Here is a 22,553-nt window from a genome sequence, read left to right as displayed (position 1 = left end):
GCGCAACGAAGTGCAACGTTCCTGTACAAGTCAAAAGCATACCGATGATCGGAAACAGATTTATGGAGAACTGCAATTATGGCCTTAACTTCGCCAATGCTAATTACATTTACGATCTATATCTTGGGTATGCTTTTTATTGGCTACCTTGCTTATCGTTCAACAAAAAACTTTGATGATTATATTCTTGGCGGTCGGCGACTGGGCAGTGTTGTTACTGCGCTTTCAGCGGGTGCTTCAGATATGAGCGGCTGGTTATTGATGGGATTACCGGGCGTGGTTTTTTTCGCCGGTATTTCAGAAAGTTGGATAGCTATCGGGCTCTGTTTAGGTGCGTGGCTAAACTGGCGTTTAGTTGCTGGGCGTTTACGTTTGCAAACTGAGAAAAACAATAATGCATTAACGTTACCCGATTATTTGACATCGCGTTTTGATGATAAAAGCAAAATGCTACGTATCATTTCAGCACTTGTTATTCTTACTTTCTTTACTATTTATTGTGCATCAGGTGTAGTTGCTGGTGGAATGTTGTTTGAATCTACATTCCATATTCCTTATCACGAAGCGATGATTTATGGTGCACTTGCAACGATTGCATATACTTTTTTAGGTGGTTTTCTTGCTGTAAGTTGGACTGATACTGTTCAGGCAACGTTAATGATTTTTGCTCTGATCTTGACACCTATTATTGTTATTTTCTCAGTAGGTGGCATTGATACTTCTATTGCTATCATTAAAGCGAAAGATCCATCTTATTTGGATATGTTTAAAGGGCTTGATTTTATCGCCATTATTTCATTATTGGCATGGGGATTAGGTTATTTTGGACAACCTCATATCCTTGCACGTTTTATGGCGGCTGATTCTAACCAAACTATTCGTAAAGCTCGCCGTATTGGTATGACGTGGATGATCCTCTGTTTAGGGGGAACTGTTGCGGTTGGATTCTTTGGTATTGCTTACTTTGAAATGAATCCAGCACAAGCGGGTGCGGTAACGGCTAAAAATGAACGTATCTTTATGGAGCTGGCTTCACTGCTCTTTAATCCGTGGATTGCTGGTATTCTATTATCTGCAATTTTAGCAGCGGTAATGAGTACACTAAGCTGTCAATTATTAGTCTGTGCAAGTGCGTTAACTGAAGATTTATACAAACCATTTATTCGCAAAAGTGCGAGCCAAAAAGAGCTAGTTTGGGTAGGGCGTGGCATGGTGTTATTAGTTGCGATTATTGCCATCTTCTTAGCGCGTGATCCTAACAATAAGGTGCTTGATTTAGTCAGTAACGCGTGGGCAGGTTTTGGTGCCGCCTTTGGTCCTGTGATCCTTATTTCTGTTCTGTGGAAACGTATGACCCGTAATGGTGCTTTTGCCGGAATGTTGATTGGTGCTTTGACCGTGTTAGTGTGGATGCAATATAAATGGTTTGGTTTATATGAAATTATTCCTGGTTTTATCTTTGCCTCTATCGCTATCGTTGTTATTAGTTTAATGGGCAAAGCGCCAAGCAAAGAAAACCAACAACGCTTTGATGAAGCTGAAACTCAATATCAGAATACATAATAAAATATAGAAAATTAGATAAATAAAAGGCCACTTTAATTTAATAAGGTGGCCTTTGTTATGTAATATCATAATAAACTAAAAATAGAGTGTGATTTTAAATTTATAACACTGGTAACTTATTCATAATATTCATATTCATGGTAGACAGTGGCAGTACTAGTGTCGATTAATTTATCATCTTTTCTTACTTCACTTACCATATCCCAGATTAAGCAATTATTATATTTATCCCATTCTCGACAGGTGTTGTCATATTCTCTTATATCATCATATAGACTGGTAAATATTTGCATCTGGCGCAAAATTCGACCATCTTTATCATAATTAAATTCTAATATAACGTCACTATGATCCATCGCTTTTAAAAGACGCCCTTGTTCATCATAATAATATTTAATTGAATTGCCTTGATTTTCAGCCGTGGATTTAATAATTGTTTCTGCTACAATTTTTTTATTATTGTATATTAGTTCAGCAAAGTCAGTGCCAATTAATGAGCCATCATCATCATAAAAATGAGAGGTTTTATCTATCAACTGATTTTGATTGTTTTTTCCATAAAATTCAACTAGATAAAGAGAGTGTGTTCTATGTCTGTTTTTTAACTGATATTTATACTTAATGTTATAAGGTGTAGACATTCTTAAAAGATTTGTCTCAATATGTTCATGAATATATTCTTGTGTAGAAAAATCATATTTAGTAAGAACGCCACATTCATCAAATTGTGCCTCTCCTTTAAAGGCTTTAAGTCGGCCTTTTTCAGGTAATTTGCTGGTGGTGATAATTGTTTTTATTGGGCCATAATTGAAATCAATCATTATGAACATATTGTTAGATGCATTCACTTGTTTTTGTGATTGCTCACAAGATGTTGATATCGCAGAAGCAGGAAATGTAATAAAAAGTGTGCATAAAGAAAAAATAAAAAATAATGGAAATTTCATATAATGAACCATCTTAAATTTTATTAAAAGAGAACATGCGATAAAGCATATTCATCATTAATTGATTTAAGTAGTTTTACACAAATTGTTTTTTAATGAAAGTATCACGAGGGGTATCTAACTATAGATACTAACTATAGATAAGAATATATGTAATAAATATAAAAACCAGTCTATTTTTGATAGTCTGATTTTTATATTATCAACTTAAATTTGATACAAAAAACATAATATAAATATTATTCGTAGTAAATAAACTCGTTATGAAGCATAGCCTTACTAAAATTCACCACCTCATCATCAAATTTAATCGTACTCTCAAGTTCTTCTTTTGAACAATTAGCAAATTTGTCCCATTCAAGGCAAGTAGTGATAAAGGCTTTATCTTCTCCATTAATGCCTTTGATATAGTTCGATTGAGTCACAACTTTTCCTTCAGGATCATATTGATACTCTACATTTATTTTGCCGTCTTCTATTACAGATTGTAGTTTTCCTTGAGGATTATAGCTGTACTCTGTTGTGATAATCTTAGTTGTAGGATCAGACGATTTGCTAGTTTCTTTAATAATGCGCCCGTCTTTATAGTCGAATTGGCTGGTGACTGTATCCAGTAAAGCGCCATCATTTGAGTAATATTGAATTACTTTTTTGTTGAAGCGGTTCTGCTCATCTTTATGATAGGTTTCTTGCATATAGATAGAGTGTGAGCCGTAGGCATTTTTTCTCTGGAATTGATATCGGATAACAGAAGGGTTATTAGGTAATGTTCTTATTAAATTAGTTTCTACATTACCTTCAAAGTACTCCTGCATTGATGTGCTATCTTTTAATAACTTTCCACACTCATCAAAGTGAATTTCACCTTTAAATGCTTTAAAACGGCCGTCATGGGGGATGGTGCTTGTCATCGTGACTGATTTAACCGGACCGTTATAAGAACTGAGCAATATAATATCGTTATTGGCAATATTGGTTTGTTTTTCAATATCGGTGCATTGAGTTGAAGCCGCGATTGCTGAAAATGAGGAAACTGCATAAAGGGAAAAGGTGATAAGGAGTAGTTGTGATTTCATAAGACCGTCCATGTTATGTATTCGTCATACTTCAAGTCGTAGCGTTGTTGACTAGGCTCATTCGCATTAGTCACATACTTTTATACTCGTCATACTTCAAGTTGCAGTGTTGTTGACTGCGTTCATTCGCACTAGTCGCATACTTGTGTATGCTCCTAGAGACTCATTCACCTGTCGCCTAGCGGCATCTTGAATTATTTAGAGTATATGAATTCAAGCTACATTTTGATTTATAAAATATAGGTCTAGTATAGGGAATTGGTTTGCTAAATAGTATAGATAAAATCCTATATGATTAACCGGTATATAAAGAGAAAAGATATTTTGGTACGTTTAGAACTGTTTTGGGAGCATTAAGATGTCAAACGTGTTTTCTTTTATGACTGATACAGCAACTCTGGCAATTTTTGATTTACAAGCAATCCAACATAGAAAATCAGATACAGCCGATTGGTGGAGCATACCAGACGATGAATTAGAGGAAATGAACAAAGGTAATATTGCATTTATTGGGTTAGGTAATGATGGTTTTTACACAATAAACCTATGCGACAACATCGAAGATCCAGATGTAAAAATAAATATCAGTTGCCCATCAGGTGAAATTTTTATTGGCGCAGGGGAGGATACAACTGGTGGTGATTTAGAGCCAGATGATCCACAGTATCGTGCCGGAGAAATTATTTTTCTCTCTGTAGGAGATTATGAGGTTTTATTAAAAAAGGCAGAAAACAGACTTTGTATTTCTATCACCCCAAGTAAATCGAAAGCAAATAAATTTGAGAATGTTTTACGTTTAGATTAAAGAAATATATAACGGTAATATAAAAATATAATAACGAGTGAAAAGATGACGTTATTTAAAAATATCATCATTATACTTTATTAATAAGTTAATAAAAATAAATTAAACAATCTATGGTTGTATTAAATTTGATATAACGAATATGCTGATTATAAATTAGATTAATCAATTAACTAAATATTAATTGATTAATCTAATTTAAATATCTCTGAAAGAAAATAGTGATATAAGTAATTATTAGATAATCAAATAAAGAATAGAAACGATTTTATTTTTAAATTTAAAAATAATTAATGAATGATTGGTATTTTTTTATTAAAAATGACAAATATCAAATTAAAGTAAAATAATATTATTTTTGATATTAACCCTAATAAAATTAACATTTTTTTGTTAAAAAATGCGTAATAGTCGTATTTAGACTATAAGAATATGCTTAAAATCGAAAGATATATACGTATTAACCGCTATATATGATGAAGATAGTTGCATTTTATGAGTAAATAAGTCGATAATAATACATACTTAAATATTAGTACGTAATAAACATGAAATAAGGTTATTGAACCTATTTTATTTCGTGTCTGCCTTTTCATTTATTAAAATCCCAAAATAACTTATTTAGATATATTACCGGAGAGAGTTTTATTATGAATAAAATACTTCTTGCTGCGATGATCGCAGGTGTTTTTTCATCAACAGTTTATGCAGCTTCTGATAATACCATTCGCTTTCAAGGTGAAGTTTCTGATGAAACTTGTACTGTAACTGTTAATGGTAATTCAGCGCTTCCAGTTGTTTTATTACCTACAGTGCCTGTAACTGCATTAGATACTGCGGGTAAAACAGCAGGTCAAACACCATTTACTATCGCAGTGAGTGGTTGTACAGGTTCTAAACCAACAGATACAAATATTAAAACTATTTTTATTGCTAATAATCTGACAACAGAAGGTCGTATTGGCAATACTGCAGCAAATAACAACGTAAGCTTAGAAATTATTGATCCTGCGAAAACAGGCACTAAAATTGATTTAACTGGTGTAGGTAACGAAGGTTTAGTATTAAAAGCAAACGAAAAATCAGCATCTTATGATTACGCTGTGCGTTATTATGCTGATGATGTTGCAACAGCAGGCAAAGTAGAAGGTAGCGTGCAGTACTCTATTTCTTATCAATAATGCTTATATGTCTCCTTTATATAAAGGAGACATTTTTCTATTTATATAAGAGGAAGAGAAGTAATGAAAAAAATAATAATGTTAATTGCCGTATTTTTCTTAAGTTATAGCACAGCATCGTATTCTAGTGTCACCATGTTAAAAACACGTATTGTATATTCATCAGATTCACGCTTTGAAGTTTTAAAGTTTATGAATAACGATGAAATCCCTTACATTATGCAAATATGGGCGGATAAAAATAATCCTAATTCGACCCCAGATAATGCAGATGCGCCTTTTGTTGTTCAGCCCCCAGTTTTTCGTATTGATCCTAAAACAGGGAGAGACGCTCGATTAATTTATACTGGCGAAGGCTTACCACAAGATAAAGAATCTATTTTCTATTTAAATGTGGCGCAAATTCCACCTAAAGATCTGAATAAAGACATAAAAGAAGGAAATAGCTTTACGGTTATTGTGCATCATAGATTAAAAATATTTTACCGCCCAACAGCGATTGCCTCAAAGCTAAATAATATCGAGAAGCAAATATCATTCTCAAAAGAAAGTAATGGCAATATAAAAATTAAAAACGATTCACCATTCTTTGTGTCATTTGCACAACTTGAAGCCACTAATGCTTCGGGACAAAAATTTATATTTAAATCAACTATGGTTTCTCCGTTATCAACAGAAGTATTAGTCGCTGAAAATGGTGGGAAGCTTTCATTTTCACCCGATAAAATGACCTATAAATACCTCAATGATCTAGGTGGGCAGAATAGCGCGACAGATTTAATTCATTAATAAAAATGGCATTGAAATGAAATTCATGGAAAAAAGCACAGCACAATTAAATAAGAGAATAAAAGTCGTATTCTTAATCGGCTCATTTTCTCTATTTATTCAATCAATGCCTTTTGCCTTTGCTGATGATTATGAATTTGATCCTTCTTTATTATTAGGTAGCAAAAATAATATCAACATTAATCAGCTTCATGACAGTAATTATGTGGAGCCTGGTGATTACGATGTTGATATATATATTAATAATCGTTTTTTTGAAAGAAAAACAGTGAGTTTTCAATTAAATGATAAAGGTAAAGTGACGCCTTGTTTTAATCAACAACAGATTGATGAAATGGGCATTTTGCTTGATAACGAGATCAATCAAGATAATGGTCAATGTTTAGTATTAAACCAAATTGATAAAAACATTGTAGATTCATTTGATGCTTCTAACTTTAGAATAATGATTGCAGTGCCCCAAATCTTATTAAAACGAAGACCACAAGGTTATGTTAATGAAGAAGATTTAGATGCAGGCAACACCATGTTGTTCACCAATTATTCTGGTAATTACTATAAGAATAAATCGAACGGACAAACTTCGGACTATGGTTTTGGTAGTGTCAACATGGGCGTAAATCTGGGAACTTGGCAATTTCGCCAACAGGCGTCTTATTCTTATAACTCATCGAAATCGGGAAGTAATAGTGAATTTAATTGGATAAGAACGTATCTACAAAAACCTTTATTGACATTAAAGTCGATGTTAGTTGTCGGCGATATTTATACAACAGGCGCACAATTTTCAAGTCTGGCATTTAAGGGTATTCAATTAATGTCTGATGAAAGAATGTTGCCGGATTCTCAAAAAGGCTATGCGCCTGTTATTCGTGGTATTGCGACGACTACTGCACGTGTAGTGATAAAACAAAATGGCACTGAAATTTATCAAACGACGGTATCTCCCGGACAATTTGAAATAAATGACCTTTATCCAACCAGTTATGAAGGGGATTTATTAGTCGAAATTAACGAAAGTAATGGTAAAGTTTCTTCTTTCACAGTGCCATTTACCGCATTACCAGAGTCAGTAAGGGCCGGTCGCTTTAAATATAATTTTACCGCAGGCGAAGTGAATAATTTCGGTTCAGAAAATAGTTATTTTTCAGATATCGCTCTGCAATATGGTGTGAATAATACGGTAACCCTAAATACAGGAATGCGTGTAGGACATCAATATCAAGCAGTATTTGTCGGCTCTGTTATTGCTACAAAATTAGGGGCAATTGGTTTTAATTCGGCATTTTCAAATGCGGAAGTGGGCGGCAAAAATTATCAAGGTGGGCGATTAGGCGTTAGTTATAGCCGTACTTTTAGCCCAACAAATACCGTTATTACACTTGCAGGTTATAAATATTCAACAGAAAATTTTCGCGAATATAATGATGTCTTGGGATTAAGAAAAAGTGCAAGCAATGACATGGAATGGAATTCCAGCAGCTATAACCAAGAAAGCCAGTTTACACTTAGTGTTAATCAGTCTCTTGATAATTGGGGACAACTTTATATTTCAGGCTCTATCAGTAACTATTATGGTAATAAAGGGCATGATGCTCAGTATCAAATTGGTTATTCAAATACCTATAAAGATATAGCTTATAGCCTTGCCTACAGTCGCCAAAAAACGGGACAAATGACGGCAAATAATACCTTCACACCAATAACAACGGACCCGATATCGGAAGATATGGTGATGTTATCTGTTTCTATGCCATTAGGACGTTCTGATTATTCACCAATGCTATCGCTATCTTCTAGCCATTCTAGTGATGATTCGAGTTATCAAACGAATTTATCAGGACTTTTAGGTGAAGATAAAACACTTTCTTATAGTGTGAATGCAGATTACGACACACAAAATAGAGCGGTGGGCAGTGGTTTACATTTAATTAAACAGCTTCCTTTTACCACGTTATCGGGCAGTATCTCTAATGGTAAACATTACACTCAAGGCAGTGTGGGTATTCAAGGTGCGTTAGTCGCACACAGTGGTGGGGTAACGTTAGGGCCTCGTATTAGTGATTCTTTTGCTTTAGTAGAAGCAAAAGGTGCAAGTGGCGCGAGTGTGAGTAATGGTATGGGGGCACGCATAGATCCCTTTGGTTATGCCATAGTGCCTTCTCTTGTCCCTTACCAATATAATAATGTTAGCTTGGATGGGAAAAATATTAGGAATAACAATATCGAGTTACTGGAAAACACCAAGCAAATAGCACCATATTCAGGCTCAAGTACTAAAATCGTCTTTAAAACTCAAATCGGATATCCTGTATTGATTTCGGTTAAGCCTGAAAACCAACTGGCATTAGGTGAAAATGTTTATGATAAAGATAGACATATTGTTGGTATGGTGGGGCAAAGCAACCAAATTTATGTCAGGGTTGAAAATAGAAACGGGACACTGACTGTTGGTAAAGATGAAGATAGTTGCCAAATCGCTTACTCAATACCAGAAGAAAAAGAAGCCGATAAACTCATTTTATTATCAGGTCAATGCTTATGAAATTAAATCGCTGTTTACTTTCTTGTCAGTCCTCTATTTTATTGGCATTGATGCTATTTCCTTCTTTAGCTTTGGCAACATGTTATAAAATAACAACCACGACGACAAATCCTAATAATGTGCTTTATACCGAGCCTGGTAAAGGTTCAGCAAAAAATTGGCAAGGTGCTCGGGATGATTCAGGATCAATGGGAAGTACTCCAAAAGTAATCAATGTCAATAACGATCAGTTTCAAATTCCCGGTACATTAGTGGCAAGTGGCTTTGTCTCTTTTTTTGAGGCAGGTTATGAGGTTTACGATCCCGAACAAATATTATTTCGTTGCACTGCCGATGAAGAGGGTAAATTAAGAGAATTTTACTCAACTAATGGTGATTATAGCTATGGTGGCAAAAATTTAGTTAATCCAGCATTAGGCTTAAATGATACTTACATTAGTCTGGCAAGAGGGTTAGGTATTCGTATTAAGAACACCATTACAGGCGAATATTATAGTCGCTATTGGAAATCTCGCGCTTTAGAGAATTTAGAAAGAGATAGCCAAGGATGGATCTTAGTAAAAGCAAAAAATTTCTCTAATATGGAAGTCGAGTTATTTAAGATTAACTATGAAAGAACAAGTGATATGCCACCTGCACAATCAAGTAGTGGTTTAATTACTTTTATTAACCAACCTGCCGGTTATATCGCCTTTCAAAGTTCCAACTACTCTTATTTATTAAAAGATGGTTCAGATCACGCGACAAACTATCATGGCTTTTATGCTTATTGGCCTGCTGCTGTAAACATGTCTCGCCGTATTTATATTCGTAATGCATCCACTTGTTTTGTACGAAATGTTACGCCTTATGTTTCATTCCCATTGGTCACTATTAATGAGTTAGCAAGTGGTAAAAAAGTGACTTTACCTATTACTATTGATTTTTATTGCCAATTAACACCACCGGCGAGTGATGGTATGAGTAATATTTCTAGTGGAACAGGAGCAGGGCAAACTGCAATGGGATTTTTACCCAGACCTGCAAATGTTAATAAGGCAATTGAATTAGGATTAACAGTACCTAATGGTGCTGCAATTACCCATTTAGTGACCGATGGTTATGGTACTGACTCCAGTATGGCAAAAGGAGTTGGTGTAAGAATATATCGCCCATCAGGTATGGCATTAAATTTATTATCAACATTAGCCAATGAAGGACAAGGTGAGGGCTATGGTTGGTATCCTGTTTATGATGATGCTAGTTCGGTCTCATTTAATAATGGTATTGCCGATTTAACTAAAACATTATATGCCTCATTAGAAGCGCTACCGAGAGAGAAAATAACTGCGGGTAAATTTAATGCGACATTACAAGTGATTATACAGGTGCAATAAATATGAAAAGGATCAGTATTTTTATTCTGTTACTGTGTTTTTCGTTTATCGCCAAAGCGAATTTAGCATTAGATGGCTCAAGAGTGGTGCTTTATCACTCAGATAGAGAAGCATCATTAAATATAAAAAATGATGGTGAGTTTCCGGTAGTGGTTCAAACATGGGTGGATGATGGTAATCCAGAAAATACCCCAGAGACCATAACCGATGTTTCCGCTTTATCATTACCGCCAGTATTACAATTAAAACCGAGTGAATCACAACAGGTACGAGTGATTAATAAGTTTACCAATACAGATAAAGAGAAAGAGACGCTTTATTGGCTGAATTTATATGAAATCATGCCTAAGCCAGCGAATAAAAAATATGATGAAGGCTTAATTAATGTCGTTGTCAGATTACAAGTAAAAGTATTTTATCGCCCTGATGATTTAATTATGGCAATTTCCGACGTCAGTAGTGCTCTTATTTTTACGAAATCAGATAAACAATTAACAATTGAAAATCCGACACCTTTTTATGTCACCATTAAATCAGCATCGAGTGAAAATAATCCTAATATTCTTATTCCTATGATAGCGCCATTTTCCAAACAGCAAATCAACCTAGTGGATAGTAAAATAAACACCATTAACTATGTTTTGATTGATGATTTTGGCGGGGAATTTAAAGATAAAAAAGAGATAAAATAGGTTTGCTGGTGGTTTATATTGAGTTATCGAATTAAACCAGATTAATTGTTTTCTTTGATTAATTTTATCTACTATAGGTTTGGATAAAGAATAAGCGGGTGCGATTTTCTTTAATCACCGTATTATTTTGCATTTTCAGCTTAAGATAAATGCGACACTTTTGCGACACTCAGCTATAAAAGCAAAAAACCACTTCTTGCGAAGTGGTTCAATTGCCTGATTTCTCAGCGTAAATTGGTGGGTCGTGGGAGGCTCGAACTCCCGACCAATTGATTAAGAGTCAACTGCTCTACCGACTGAGCTAACAACCCGATGCGCTGATTATTCTCCTCTCAAATGCGATGGTCAAGCGCTTATTTTGATTTTTTATCAAATGGATAAAATATCGCCGAATAAATTAAAGAAAGGATCTTATCTGGTTATCAAAGCATCATTCATTTTACTAAAAGTGATCTTTTCATTACTTATACTGAGATTTGTGTCACAATAATTTCGCAAACACATTACCGCGCCAAAAAATAAAATAGCGGTAAAAATAACATCGAAAATATGAAAACACTTCAGGTATTGTATGGAAGATCAAACAGAAATTTCTCCTCCCGTTAGAGTGAAAAATGCCACTCTACAGCGCGGGCTAACAAATCGTCATATTCAATTAATTGCTATTGGTGGTGCTATCGGTACTGGTCTATTTATGGGATCAGGGAAAACCATTTCGTTAGCTGGGCCATCAATTATTTTTGTCTATATGATAATTGGCTTTGTCTTGTTCTTTGTGATGAGAGCCATGGGCGAACTGTTATTATCGAATTTAGAATATAAGTCATTTAGTGATTTTGCTGGTGATTTATTAGGGCCATGGGCTGGCTTCTTTGTCGGCTGGACATATTGGTTTTGCTGGGTCATTACGGGGATTGCCGATATTGTCGCTATAACGTCTTATATTAGTTATTGGGCACCTAATTTCCCTGAGTGGGGCACATCCTTTATTTGTGTGCTGACATTGCTTATTTTAAATTTAGCGACAGTCAAACTCTTCGGAGAAATGGAATTCTGGTTCTCCATGATAAAAATAACCGCAATTGTCTCTTTAATTATTGTTGGTATTGTTCTTATCAGTATTGGATTTGAATCTCCAGCAGGGCACACCGCAGCACTAGAGAATATTTGGAATGATGGAGGGATGTTCCCCAAAGGATTAAGTGGGTTTTTTGCGGGATTCCAAATTGCTATTTTTGCTTTTGTTGGGATTGAATTAGTCGGTACTGCCGCTGCGGAAACACGTAATCCAGAAAAATCCTTACCAAAAGCCATTAACGCTATTCCTATCCGTATTATTACTTTTTACGTATTAGCATTAGCCATTATTATGTCGGTAACTCCGTGGCGCTCTATTTTGGCGGATAAAAGCCCATTTGTTGAGCTATTCGTTATGATAGGAATACCTGCAGCCGCAAGTTTAGTAAACTTTGTTGTATTAACAGCTGCCGCTTCTTCTGCGAATAGTGGGATATTTTCCACAAGCCGGATGTTATTCGGTTTATCTAAAGAAGGCGAAGCGCCAAAACAATTTAGCCAATTATCTAAACGTGCTGTACCTGCCAATGGGCTGTTATTTACTAGCTTATGTCTGTCATGTGGAATTATATTAATTTATTTTATTCCTGATGTTATGCACGTATTTACCTTGGTAACAACAGTCTCGGCGTTATTATTTATGTTTATTTGGAGTATGATTTTATGCTCTTATTTGGCATATCGTAAAAAACGCCCACAATTGCATGAGAAGTCTATCTATAAAATGCCTTTGGGGATTATTATGTCGTGGCTATGTCTTGCATTTTTTGCATTTATGACAGTGCTATTAGCTTTTGAACATGATACTCGCCAAGCATTAAGTGTGACTCCACTGTGGTTTATTACATTAGCGGTTGGTTATCAATACGTTAAGAAGAACAAACAGAAAAACGGTGTTCAAAAATAACACAGCGATGACTGCATCGACTACATAGTAAAACGAGAGAGCCTTATTATTTAATAAGGCTTTTTATTAAAAGTAAAATGCCATTGCTAATAAAATAATTACCAGTTTTTAAAATAAAATTTATTAAAAATAAAGTTTATATTTATTTTAATTTATTTTTCTTACTTATTTTTTAGCATTATTTTGAGTGAAAAATAGACGTTATTTTTCCAAAATAAAATATTTTTAAAATATGTTAACTACATCCGGTATTTTTCTAAAAATACACTATCCTACAATTAAAATAAAAGGAGACGGTATGTATAAGAATATTTTGGTTCCCATTGATATTGATGAAGATAACCTAATGAACAAAGCAATTCCGTTAGTGGAAAATATTGCAAAAAATGAAGATCCTTATGTTCACTTTTTGTATGTACTTCCTAAACTTCCACAATCTTCTTATTATCGACTTGTTATGAATGGTGATCAATTAGATCAAGGATGCTTAAAAACGTCTGCGGAAAAAGAGCTTAAAAAAATAATCGAGCGTTTTGATTTACCTGACGATAGAATGCAAACTCACATTTGTATTGGTACGCCACGAGATGCAATATTGCAGGTTGCTGATGAAGTGAATGCGGATTTAATTGTGATTGGTTCGCATAATCCAGAAGATGATTCATATCATATAGGTTCAACGGCGGCGGATATTACACGTTATGCAAAACGTTCTGTTATGGTAGTAAGAAAATAGAGTAGTAAGATAAGCCTAATGTGCTTATAAGCGATAAATAAGAATATTTGCAGATTTAGTGATATCGCTGTTATGTTCCGTTTGCACGTAACAGCGATTATACAACTCAAAAGGTAAAGCAATCGCACAGAACGGTAGCTTTTATATTTGGAACAAATTCTTTTTTTAATTACTATAAGTTATCTCCTGATAATAATTAAAAACCCCTATGTTAACGATCACCGCATTACTAGAAAACAAATCGATTAATCCTGAACTTAACCATTATCCTGGTTTGTCATTATTGTTAGAAGATGATGAGTGCCAAGCTAAAATTCTCTTTGATACTGGAAAAGACCTTACTTTTATTTCAAATGCCAAAAAAATGGGTATTGATTTAACCACATTGAAAACGATTATTGTGTCTCATGGACATTATGATCATTTTGGTGGACTCACGCATTTGCCAGCGGATTTTTTTACTCATAAACCACGGATTGTCGCTCATCCTCATCTATTTTCTGTTCGTTATTCTGCACTTTTTTTAGGCAATAAAAATATTAAATTTAAACGGTTAGCGCCTTTATTTGATCGTGTAAAACTTGAAGCACAGTTCTCTTTTGAATTAACACAAGCACCGTTAGCGATTGAAGAAAACTTTATCTATTCGGGGCAAGTGACTCAACGTCAAGTGAATAAACGCTACGGTGTTATTATTCATGAAACAGGTGAAGAAGATGACTATGTTCTTGATGATAGCTTTGTTGTTTGGCAAGGAAAAAAAGGCTTAGTGATTATCACTGGTTGTAGTCATTCAGGAATTGAATCCATCATTGGGCACGCGAAAAAAATAACAGGAAATAACCAAATTCAAGCGATTGTAGGCGGGTTGCATTTACGTTGTGCAACACCATCGGCATTACAGCGCGCGAAGAAAGCCATAGATACAAATATTGATGTCTATGGATGCCATTGCACTGGCGTATTAGGGCGAAAATATCTTAATGCGAAAGATTTTAATGCAGGGCAGTCTTTATCTTTTGAATAAAAACAAACAATAAAATTTATATCCTCACTTTAGGAATAGTGTGAGGATATGAAATAAACAGGAGAATAGATTGCTTAAAGTGAATCAAAAATTCGCTGATAAATAGCTTTTACAACGTGATCTTTTTTCTGGTTATATTGATGTACATTCTCAACATCTTCTTTTGCACTAAGTTTTGCATCGATATACAGCTCTCTATCTTCTTTATGGTTAATTAACCAATCTCTAAATAAAATATGTCTAAGATGTTCAGGACAATTAGGCGCAAATACATGTAAATTCACCTTAGGTGTATCTAGTTTCAACATACGATGTTGATACCACGAAGGCTCTCTTACTGTAAGTTCATAGCCTAACTGATTTAACCAAGGAATATAGCTGGGTTCATCAGCGGGATCTGTAACAATTAAGTCAATATCAATGATTGGTTTCGCATCTAACTCAGGTACTGCTGTTGAGCCAATATGTTCAATAGCTAAACATTTATCTTTTAATTTTTGGATAATATTTTCTTTTTGTTGATTAAATAATGTTATCCATAATTTATTATACGGTTCAATCTTTATTACACTTGGTGTTGGTTTTCCATTTACCCACGGATTTTCATCAGGAGAACCTTCTTCAAATGTACAAATTTTTTGTTTTAGTTCTTGATTCATAAGTGTCTCATTTAAGGTTTGGAAGATAGAGAATGAAAATAAATGTATTGGAATTAAATTTAGGATAAAAGCAGAAATAGCGATAAAAAAAGACCTGAAATTTTAGTTTTTTGGTCTGTATTCTAACAAGTTAACTATTTGAAATAAAAAAATTAAGGTGCATTTAGTGCTATTTATAATGTAGGGGATCACAGAGTTCTTTTGGCAATAAATAACCTAGTATTATTGCCAAAAGAAAAGAGGGCTAGTGATTTTATTTGCGAATGACCATTACCGAACGTGACGTACTGTTTACAATATAATCCGCTGTCGAACCCAGCAATATATTGCGTTGGTTACGTGAACTTGAACCTATAATAATGGTATCTGCATCAATTTTTTCTGCTAACTCTAGAATATTGTAATTAGGCGTACCAATAACGGCATGACATTGGTATTGTTCTTTGGGTAAGTTAAATTGTTTTTTTACACATTGTTCTAATTTTTCAGTTAATAGAACTAAAGCTTGTTGCTTTTTCTCAACGACAGACGGGCTATCACAATTAAGTCCATAAGCTTCTAAAGAGCGTAAATTAGGCATAACTGTAATGAAATGGAAATAATTTTCTGGTTTCCTAGCTAGGAAGCGAATATCTTCGATCATGCGCTGAATTCTGCTATCTTCTAATAAATCAATTGCAACGAGGTATTTGTTAGCCATAGTGTGCCTTTTCAATAAATTAGCTCTTAAATTAAGTATAAGTAAACCCGCTTACAAGTTGAAATTTAAAAGTGAATATTGCGATTATTGCATCATTATTCTTGGTTTTTTGGCTCTAAAAGATAAAAAATAGTGTGATGAATGCATAAATCTATTAAAATTTAGCTAAATTGCCTAATAGGCCTTTTATCATTTTTTACACATCATGGAATGATCTCACTAGGTTATAGTTTATATGAGAAAATCAAGCGAAGACTTACTGAAATGTATTGCCACTATATTACAGTGGGTGCTTAATATTGGATTACTTATTTTAGCGATTGTATTAGTCAGTTTTCTTATCAAAGAAACATATGTAATTGCTTCATTATTATTTAATTTAGGTGCAGAAGAGTCGTCTTATCAATTGTTAGAAGGTATTTTGATCTACTTTCTTTATTTTGAGTTTATTGCGCTTATTGTTAAGTATTTTTTATCTGGCGGGCATTTCCCTCTTAGATATTTTATTTATATTGGAATAACGGCAATCGTACGTTTAATTATTGTTGAGCATAAAGACTCTGTTGATACGCTTATTCAGTCAGGCGCAATCTTGCTGTTAGTTATTGCGTTATTTATCGCTAACACTGAAAAATTAAAACGAACTTGATTTGCCTATAAGTTGTGCTTATTAAGCGACTTAGCATAGAAAGCATGATTTAAGATGAAAAATAAAGAGCAAGGTTTTCCGCAAGATTGGGAGAGGTATGTTATTATCTCTCCCAATTTTATTCTGGGTTATGCAAAAAATATTACTATGTCCTATCAATGTCCATTATGTCATCAGGCACTTTCTCTTCGCGCTCACAGTTGGGTTTGTGACAATAATCATCAGTTTGATTGCGCTAAAGAAGGGTATGTAAATCTGTTACCCGTACAATTTAAGCGCTCAAAAGAGCCTGGTGATAGCGCTGAAATGATAAACGCACGCCGTGATTTTTTAGATGCGGGGTTTTATCAGCCAATGCGAGATAAAGTGGCTGAGTTAATACAAACATTATTGCCTGAAGATAACAGTGTTGTATTGGATATTGGTTGTGGTGAAGGTTATTACACCAACCAGTTTTATCAAAATCTAAAATCACGTAACCCGCAAGTGTATGGTTTGGATGTTTCTAAAGTCGCGATTAAATATGCTGCTAAACGTTATTCATCAATTCATTTTTGCGTAGCTTCAAGTCAGCGCTTACCTTTTTGTGATGCCTCTTTAAACGCAGTTGTGCGCATTTATGCTCCTTGTAATAGTGATGAATTAGCAAGAGTTATTGCACACAATGGTTATATTATTACTGTTACCCCAGCACCTCGCCATCTCTATCAGTTAAAAGCACTAATTTATTCAGAAATACATCTTCATCCATTAAAAGAAGAATATTTTGATGGATTTAATAAAGTATCTGAACATCAAGTTGCTTATATGATGAATTTAAATGGCAAGCAGGCTTTTGATTTATTACAGATGACACCATTTGCATGGCGTGCAAGTGAAGAAGTAAAACAGTCATTAGCAGAAAATAAAAACTTTGAATGTGAAACCGACTTTTTAATTCGTGTTTATCAACGTCATGCTTAATCACATGAAATAAAAAATAGTTTATTTAGTTAATAAAAAAGCTTAGGTCGTAATATTTCAAACCTAAGCTTTTTAATATACTTTATTAGAGATTATTTGGCGTACATAAATAATTCTAGGTGTTCGAAGACAATATTAAAGCCGATTGCAATTAATACGATCCCACCAATAATTTCTGCTTTTTTTCCAAGTACTGGACCAATATAACGACCAATTAGCATACCCAGAGTTGCCATAATCATCGTCATCATACCAATTGTCATCGCGGTATGAACAATATTGACTTGAAGGAACGCTAAACCGACACCAATTGCCATTGCATCAAGGCTTGTTGCAATACCTGTTGCAATTAAAGACAGTGAGCCGTGGCGTTGTGGAGCATCTTCTTCACAAGGGCAATCATCACCACGTTTTAAGCTTTGGTAAATCATTCGGCTACCAAGAACAAACAATAATCCAAAAGCAACCCAATGATCCCATTGAATAATATATTGGCTAGTATATAAGCCTAGTGCCCAACCAATAACAGGGGTGCTGGCTTCAATAATACCGAATATAAATCCAGTGCGGAGTGCTTCACGAAAACGAGGTTTGTGTAATGTTGCACCTTTACAGACTGCAACAGCAAATGCGTCCATAGAAAGGGCTAGGGCGAGAATGATAGTAGCGTAGAAACTCATAATAAAGCCTCGGTTGGGGTATTTCCATATACACACAATTGACCCCCAACCAAAGAAGTACAATCATGTGTCTATGGTCTTGCCAACCGTATTACGGCATCTGCACCACGCTTGATGAAAATAAGCGAGTATGTTGATACAGATTTCTTAAAATAAGCTTTCTTATTTTAAGACAGGCTACTCCCCAATGACTTGGTGCAGAAGATAACATATTATTTTCGAAAGGCAACATATTATTTATTATATTTCAAAGATGATATTGATAATAATTATCATTATTAAATCGAGTGGTTTTAAATATATTATTAATAATCACAAAATGTTAAAAAAATGATAAATTTCAATATGATGAATAATTAACCATATAATAAACAATGGGTTTTAATTATTTTTATAATAAGAAGTCAAATTTTTATAGAAATAAATACACCTGAGAATTATAAGCTCTATTTCTTACAAAATTAAATGAATATTCAATGAGCCTATATTTAATGCGTATATTTAATGCTTATATTTAATATGGAAAAATAAGAAAGGTTTAAATTATAGAAAGGTATATTACTTAATTTTAAATGTGTATTTTATGATTATTATCTTTAGTTATCTAAGGGTTAAGTGATGATTAAAAATAAAGTAACCAAAATAAAAAAAGCCATTCAAAATGAATGGCTTTTCGTCTAAATAGTGCTAGTTAGTCACACTGTACTTTGATTGCAAGACCACCGCGTGATGTTTCACGGTATTTAGCATTCATGTCTTTACCTGTTTCATACATGGTTTCAATGACTTTATCGAGAGAAACACGAGGTTCACTGGTACGACGGATTGCCATACGTGCGGCATTAACAGCTTTAACTGAAGCAATAGCATTACGTTCAATACAAGGAACTTGAACTTGACCTGCAACTGGGTCACAAGTTAAACCAAGGTTGTGTTCCATACCGATTTCAGCAGCAATACAGACTTGCTCAGGGCTTCCACCTAATAATTCAGCAAGACCTGCAGCCGCCATTGAACAAGCTACGCCTACTTCGCCTTGGCAACCTACTTCAGCGCCTGAAATAGAAGCATTCATTTTGTAAAGAATACCAATTGCGCCAGATGCTAAGAAATAACGTAAGTAGGTTTCTGGTGTAACAGGTTCGATGCAACGATCGTAGTAAGCCAGTACCGCTGGAACGATACCACATGCACCATTTGTTGGTGCTGTGACAACGCGTCCGCCTGCTGCGTTTTCTTCGTTAACTGCCAGTGCAAACATATTGATCAGATCAACGACTTTCATTGGATCGTTTGACAGGCTGTTGCTTGATGTTAATAAGCGATTTAATGCAGCTGCACGACGAGGTACACGTAATGGACCCGGTAATACGCCTTCTGTATTTAAACCGTGTTCAATACACTCTTGCATTGTTTTATAAACATCGGCGAAATAAGCATTAATTTCTGCTTGAGTATGCAGATCTAGCTCATTTTTCATCATTAAGCTAGAAATGGATAAACCCGTTTCTTTACAGTGCTTTAATAACTCTTCTGCACTTGCATAAGGGTATGAAACTGGTTTGCTATTTAATGTTGATTTACCGAAATTTTCTTCATCAACGATAAAACCACCACCAATAGAGTAGTAGGTTTTTCTATAGACTTCTTTGTCGCCTGCAAAAGCATGGATTGTCATACCGTTTTCATGTAATGACAGGTTGTCATTGCTGAAATGCATACTTTCTGCTGGGAAATCGACCACTTTTAGGCCGTTTGCTAATGATAGCTTGCCAGTTTCTTCAACTTCACGAATAAAACCGGGAATGCTGTCAATATCGACAGTAGCTGGTGCGTTACCTGCTAACCCCATAATAATTGCGATATCAGTATGGTGACCTTTGCCTGTCAAAGACAAGGAGCCGTAAACATCAACAGCTACGCGAGTGACAGACGCAATCAATTCCTGGCTGACTAAATCATCGACAAATTCTTTACCCGCTTTCATTGGCCCTACGGTGTGAGAGCTAGATGGTCCGATGCCCACTTTAAACATGTCGAAAACGCTAATCACGTCAGACTCCTTAATAATAAGAGAGAGGGTTAAAAAGAATAAAATATAGTTATTTATAGTAAAGGGATCGTTTTTACGATTATATCGTCCCGTTAATGATGTAGTTTACAACATTTTTTTAAAATAGCTAAGTAGAGTTGTGAAGGCGGTGATAAAAAGCACAGGCTGAATATAAAATAGCGTATTAAGTGATATGCAAAGCGAGTCTATGTAAAATAGCGGCGGTTAATCCCCAGACAAGATGTCCATTATAGGGATAAAAGTAGATACGATGATTTTCACCAGCACGATGAAAATCTAATGGTTGATAATGTTGGGCATTAAGTACATGGCTTAATGGCATTTCAAAGATAGAGGCGACTTCAGCAGGATTATGTCGTAAAGGTAAGCCCGCAGGAATAACACCCACAATTGGGGTGACTAAATATCCGCTAGAACTTTGTAAAGGAGCTAACTGACCAATAACGGATACAGCATTGGGTGGAATAGCCACTTCTTCATGTGCTTCCCTTAGTGCAGTTGCAATAAGGTTGCTATCTTCAGGATCACGTTTACCGCCGGGTAAAGCGACTTGTCCTGCATGAGAGCGTAACGTTGATGCACGTTCAGTTAATAATAATGTTGGGTTAGGTTTATTGATAATCGGCAGCAAGACGGCCGCCGATTTTTGGGCATGAAGAGGCTGATTTACCTTGTCATCAGGCAATGTGAGTTGAAAACGATTGATAAAAGTATCAATGGGTGTCATCGATAGTAGACTCACTTAAAACAGTTAATATTTGCCCAAGTTTATCGAATGTTTCTTGGTACTCTTTTTCAGCAACGCTATCAGCAACAATACCACCACCAGCCCAGCAGTAAATTTTATTTTTTTCAGTCAATAAAGTGCGGATGCTGATATTGGTGTCCATTGTGCCACAAAAACTGATATAACCAATTGCACCACAGTATCCATGACGACGATGAGGTTCAAGTTCTTCAATGATTTCCATTGCTCTGATTTTCGGTGCTCCAGTGATAGAACCACCGGGGAAAGCCGCTCTTAATAAATCAGTCGCTGTTAAATGTGAAGGTAACTGCGCCGTGATCGTACTGACTAAATGATGTACCGCAGGGAAACGCTCAACAACAAATAATTCAGGTACTTTTACTGAGCCTGTTGCTGCAACTTTGCCAATATCATTACGCATTAAATCAACAATCATTAAGTTTTCAGCGCGATCTTTACGAGAGTTTGCTAATAACTGTGCTTGTTCATCATCTTCTTCTGGTAATACCTTACGAGGCAATGTTCCCTTTATTGGACGTGTTTCTATTTTATTATCAGCTAAATGAATAAAGCGTTCAGGTGAAACACTAATCACAAAATTGTTGGGTAAACACATAAAAGAAGAGAATGGCGCTTTATTAGCTTGATTTAACGTTAAGAATGCATTCCATTCACTACCAGTATAATTTGCACAAAAACGTTGAGCTAAATTAACTTGATAGCAGTCACCTGAAAGTAAGTATTGATGGATTTTAGCAATTTTCTCGTTATATTCATCACTACTAATGTTTGATTGCCAATCGGTTGTTAAGGCAAATGGGGTATCAATGGAGGTGGAGGTCTGGCTTTCTAACCACTGTAAGCGCTCATCAATATTGTGGTAGCTAATTAAAGTGGCTTTTTTTAAATGGTGATCAACAATAAGTGCCCAATCATAAATACCAATCGCCATATCTGCGAAATTAAGTTCATTTTTCGCTATTTCAGGCAAAGTTTCAAAACGACGGCCTAAGTCATAACTCCAAATACCCAAAGCGCCTCCCAAAAAAGGCAATGATTCATTATGCTCTGGGTGGAAATTGAATTGTTCTAACGCAGATTGAATAAGTGTGAAGGGATCTTTTTTAGAGCGTTTCACTGCACCATTTTTTTCTTTAATGGTTGTTGTTTGCTTACGCGTTTCCAAAGTTACAGCCGGATCGGAGACAACAATATCAAAACGGTTATGAGGATGTTCGGCAAAGCCAGAATGAAGTAAACTAGACCAAGGCAATGACGCAATAGGAGAAAATACCCGCAGTGCTAGATCAGGGGTATAAGTTAATTCACGTTGTTGTAATTGCATATCCATCTTAT

General features: G+C 35.0%; 20 protein-coding genes, 1 tRNA gene and 1 riboswitch. Of the genes, 12 read left to right on the top strand and 9 right to left on the bottom strand.

What is annotated here, in order from left to right:
• Positions 1 to 78 precede the first annotated feature (78 nt).
• Positions 79 to 1,563 (top strand): sodium/proline symporter PutP, encoded by a 1,485-nt coding sequence (putP, locus tag EHE21_RS11545; protein WP_194950757.1) that lies wholly within the window; start codon positions 79 to 81, stop codon positions 1,561 to 1,563.
• Between the two features lie 119 nt (positions 1,564 to 1,682).
• On the opposite strand, the gene EHE21_RS11540 is transcribed toward putP, so the two are convergent.
• Positions 1,683 to 2,513 carry a hypothetical protein gene (locus tag EHE21_RS11540; protein WP_194950756.1) on the bottom strand — a complete coding sequence of 277 codons (831 nt, stop codon included), beginning with the start codon at positions 2,511 to 2,513 and terminating at the stop codon, positions 1,683 to 1,685.
• 239 nt (positions 2,514 to 2,752) lie between these two features.
• Positions 2,753 to 3,589, bottom strand: a complete 837-nt coding sequence (locus tag EHE21_RS11535; protein WP_194950755.1) for a hypothetical protein — start codon at positions 3,587 to 3,589, stop codon at positions 2,753 to 2,755.
• 358 nt (positions 3,590 to 3,947) lie between these two features.
• Here EHE21_RS11535 and EHE21_RS11530 point away from each other — a divergent pair, with 358 nt between their 5' ends.
• The 6 genes from EHE21_RS11530 (at position 3,948) to EHE21_RS11505 (ending at position 10,977) form a co-directional block, all read left to right on the top strand.
• Positions 3,948 to 4,394 (top strand): DUF6386 family protein, encoded by a 447-nt coding sequence (locus EHE21_RS11530; RefSeq protein ID WP_194950754.1) that lies wholly within the window; start codon positions 3,948 to 3,950, stop codon positions 4,392 to 4,394.
• A gap of 650 nt (positions 4,395 to 5,044) precedes the next feature.
• Entirely contained in the window at positions 5,045 to 5,575 is a 531-nt protein-coding gene (locus tag EHE21_RS11525; RefSeq protein WP_088495248.1) for a fimbrial protein, read from the top strand.
• A 63-nt stretch (positions 5,576 to 5,638) separates the two neighbouring features.
• Complete coding sequence (locus tag EHE21_RS11520; RefSeq protein ID WP_088495249.1) at positions 5,639 to 6,364, top strand: molecular chaperone; 726 nt, start codon at positions 5,639 to 5,641, stop codon at positions 6,362 to 6,364.
• A gap of 25 nt (positions 6,365 to 6,389) precedes the next feature.
• Positions 6,390 to 8,909: a fimbria/pilus outer membrane usher protein gene (locus EHE21_RS11515; RefSeq protein ID WP_194950753.1), complete on the top strand. Its 2,520-nt coding sequence runs from the start codon at positions 6,390 to 6,392 to the stop codon at positions 8,907 to 8,909.
• On the top strand, positions 8,906 to 10,285 hold the full coding sequence (locus EHE21_RS11510) for a fimbrial protein (RefSeq protein ID WP_228766674.1): 1,380 nt from the start codon (positions 8,906 to 8,908) through the stop codon (positions 10,283 to 10,285). The genes EHE21_RS11515 and EHE21_RS11510 overlap by 4 nt, the downstream gene beginning before the upstream one ends.
• Before the next feature lie 2 nt (positions 10,286 to 10,287).
• Positions 10,288 to 10,977 (top strand): molecular chaperone, encoded by a 690-nt coding sequence (locus tag EHE21_RS11505; RefSeq protein ID WP_194950752.1) that lies wholly within the window; start codon positions 10,288 to 10,290, stop codon positions 10,975 to 10,977.
• 235 nt (positions 10,978 to 11,212) lie between these two features.
• On the opposite strand, the gene EHE21_RS11500 is transcribed toward EHE21_RS11505, so the two are convergent.
• Positions 11,213 to 11,288 (bottom strand) — tRNA-Lys (locus EHE21_RS11500).
• Between the two features lie 260 nt (positions 11,289 to 11,548).
• Here EHE21_RS11500 and cycA point away from each other — a divergent pair.
• From cycA to EHE21_RS11485, 3 genes are all read left to right on the top strand, one after another.
• Entirely contained in the window at positions 11,549 to 12,961 is a 1,413-nt protein-coding gene (gene cycA / locus EHE21_RS11495) for a D-serine/D-alanine/glycine transporter (protein ID WP_194950751.1), read from the top strand.
• A gap of 298 nt (positions 12,962 to 13,259) precedes the next feature.
• Positions 13,260 to 13,697, top strand: a complete 438-nt coding sequence (locus EHE21_RS11490) for a universal stress protein (RefSeq protein WP_075674138.1) — start codon at positions 13,260 to 13,262, stop codon at positions 13,695 to 13,697.
• Positions 13,698 to 13,905: 208 nt separating this feature from the next.
• Positions 13,906 to 14,724: an MBL fold metallo-hydrolase gene (locus EHE21_RS11485; protein ID WP_194950750.1), complete on the top strand. Its 819-nt coding sequence runs from the start codon at positions 13,906 to 13,908 to the stop codon at positions 14,722 to 14,724.
• Positions 14,725 to 14,798: 74 nt separating this feature from the next.
• On the opposite strand, the gene EHE21_RS11480 is transcribed toward EHE21_RS11485, so the two are convergent.
• A complete protein-coding gene (locus EHE21_RS11480; RefSeq protein WP_194950749.1) occupies positions 14,799 to 15,383 on the bottom strand; it encodes a GrpB family protein in 585 nt (194 codons plus the stop codon).
• Between the two features lie 253 nt (positions 15,384 to 15,636).
• Positions 15,637 to 16,083: a universal stress protein gene (locus EHE21_RS11475; protein ID WP_161711419.1), complete on the bottom strand. Its 447-nt coding sequence runs from the start codon at positions 16,081 to 16,083 to the stop codon at positions 15,637 to 15,639.
• A 235-nt stretch (positions 16,084 to 16,318) separates the two neighbouring features.
• Between EHE21_RS11475 and psiE the strand changes: the two genes are divergently transcribed.
• Together psiE and rlmA are read left to right on the top strand one after the other, a co-directional pair.
• Positions 16,319 to 16,732 (top strand): phosphate-starvation-inducible protein PsiE, encoded by a 414-nt coding sequence (gene psiE / locus EHE21_RS11470; protein WP_023581865.1) that lies wholly within the window; start codon positions 16,319 to 16,321, stop codon positions 16,730 to 16,732.
• 147 nt (positions 16,733 to 16,879) lie between these two features.
• Entirely contained in the window at positions 16,880 to 17,695 is an 816-nt protein-coding gene (gene rlmA, locus EHE21_RS11465; RefSeq protein WP_194952641.1) for a 23S rRNA (guanine(745)-N(1))-methyltransferase, read from the top strand.
• A 92-nt stretch (positions 17,696 to 17,787) separates the two neighbouring features.
• Here rlmA and mntP read toward each other — a convergent pair whose 3' ends face one another.
• The 4 genes from mntP to pabB form a co-directional block, all read right to left on the bottom strand.
• Positions 17,788 to 18,375, bottom strand: a complete 588-nt coding sequence (gene mntP, locus EHE21_RS11460) for a manganese efflux pump MntP (protein WP_006533102.1) — start codon at positions 18,373 to 18,375, stop codon at positions 17,788 to 17,790.
• An 85-nt stretch (positions 18,376 to 18,460) separates the two neighbouring features.
• Positions 18,461 to 18,573: riboswitch (yybP-ykoY riboswitch) on the bottom strand.
• Between the two features lie 493 nt (positions 18,574 to 19,066).
• Positions 19,067 to 20,428, bottom strand: coding sequence for an L-serine ammonia-lyase (locus EHE21_RS11455; protein WP_088495262.1), 1,362 nt, complete (start codon positions 20,426 to 20,428; stop codon positions 19,067 to 19,069).
• 184 nt (positions 20,429 to 20,612) lie between these two features.
• On the bottom strand, positions 20,613 to 21,176 hold the full coding sequence (locus EHE21_RS11450) for a CoA pyrophosphatase (protein WP_023581869.1): 564 nt from the start codon (positions 21,174 to 21,176) through the stop codon (positions 20,613 to 20,615).
• Positions 21,163 to 22,548 carry an aminodeoxychorismate synthase component 1 gene (gene pabB, locus EHE21_RS11445; protein WP_194950748.1) on the bottom strand — a complete coding sequence of 462 codons (1,386 nt, stop codon included), beginning with the start codon at positions 22,546 to 22,548 and terminating at the stop codon, positions 21,163 to 21,165. Before pabB ends, EHE21_RS11450 begins: the two co-directional genes overlap by 14 nt.
• Positions 22,549 to 22,553: the final 5 nt, after the last annotated feature.

The sequence above is a fragment of the Proteus sp. GOKU genome (assembly GCF_015475555.1).
Lineage (GTDB): Bacteria > Pseudomonadota > Gammaproteobacteria > Enterobacterales > Enterobacteriaceae > Proteus > Proteus mirabilis_B.
The sequence above is the reverse complement of the archived record's forward strand: the minus strand, read 5'-3'. Positions and strand labels throughout refer to the sequence as shown.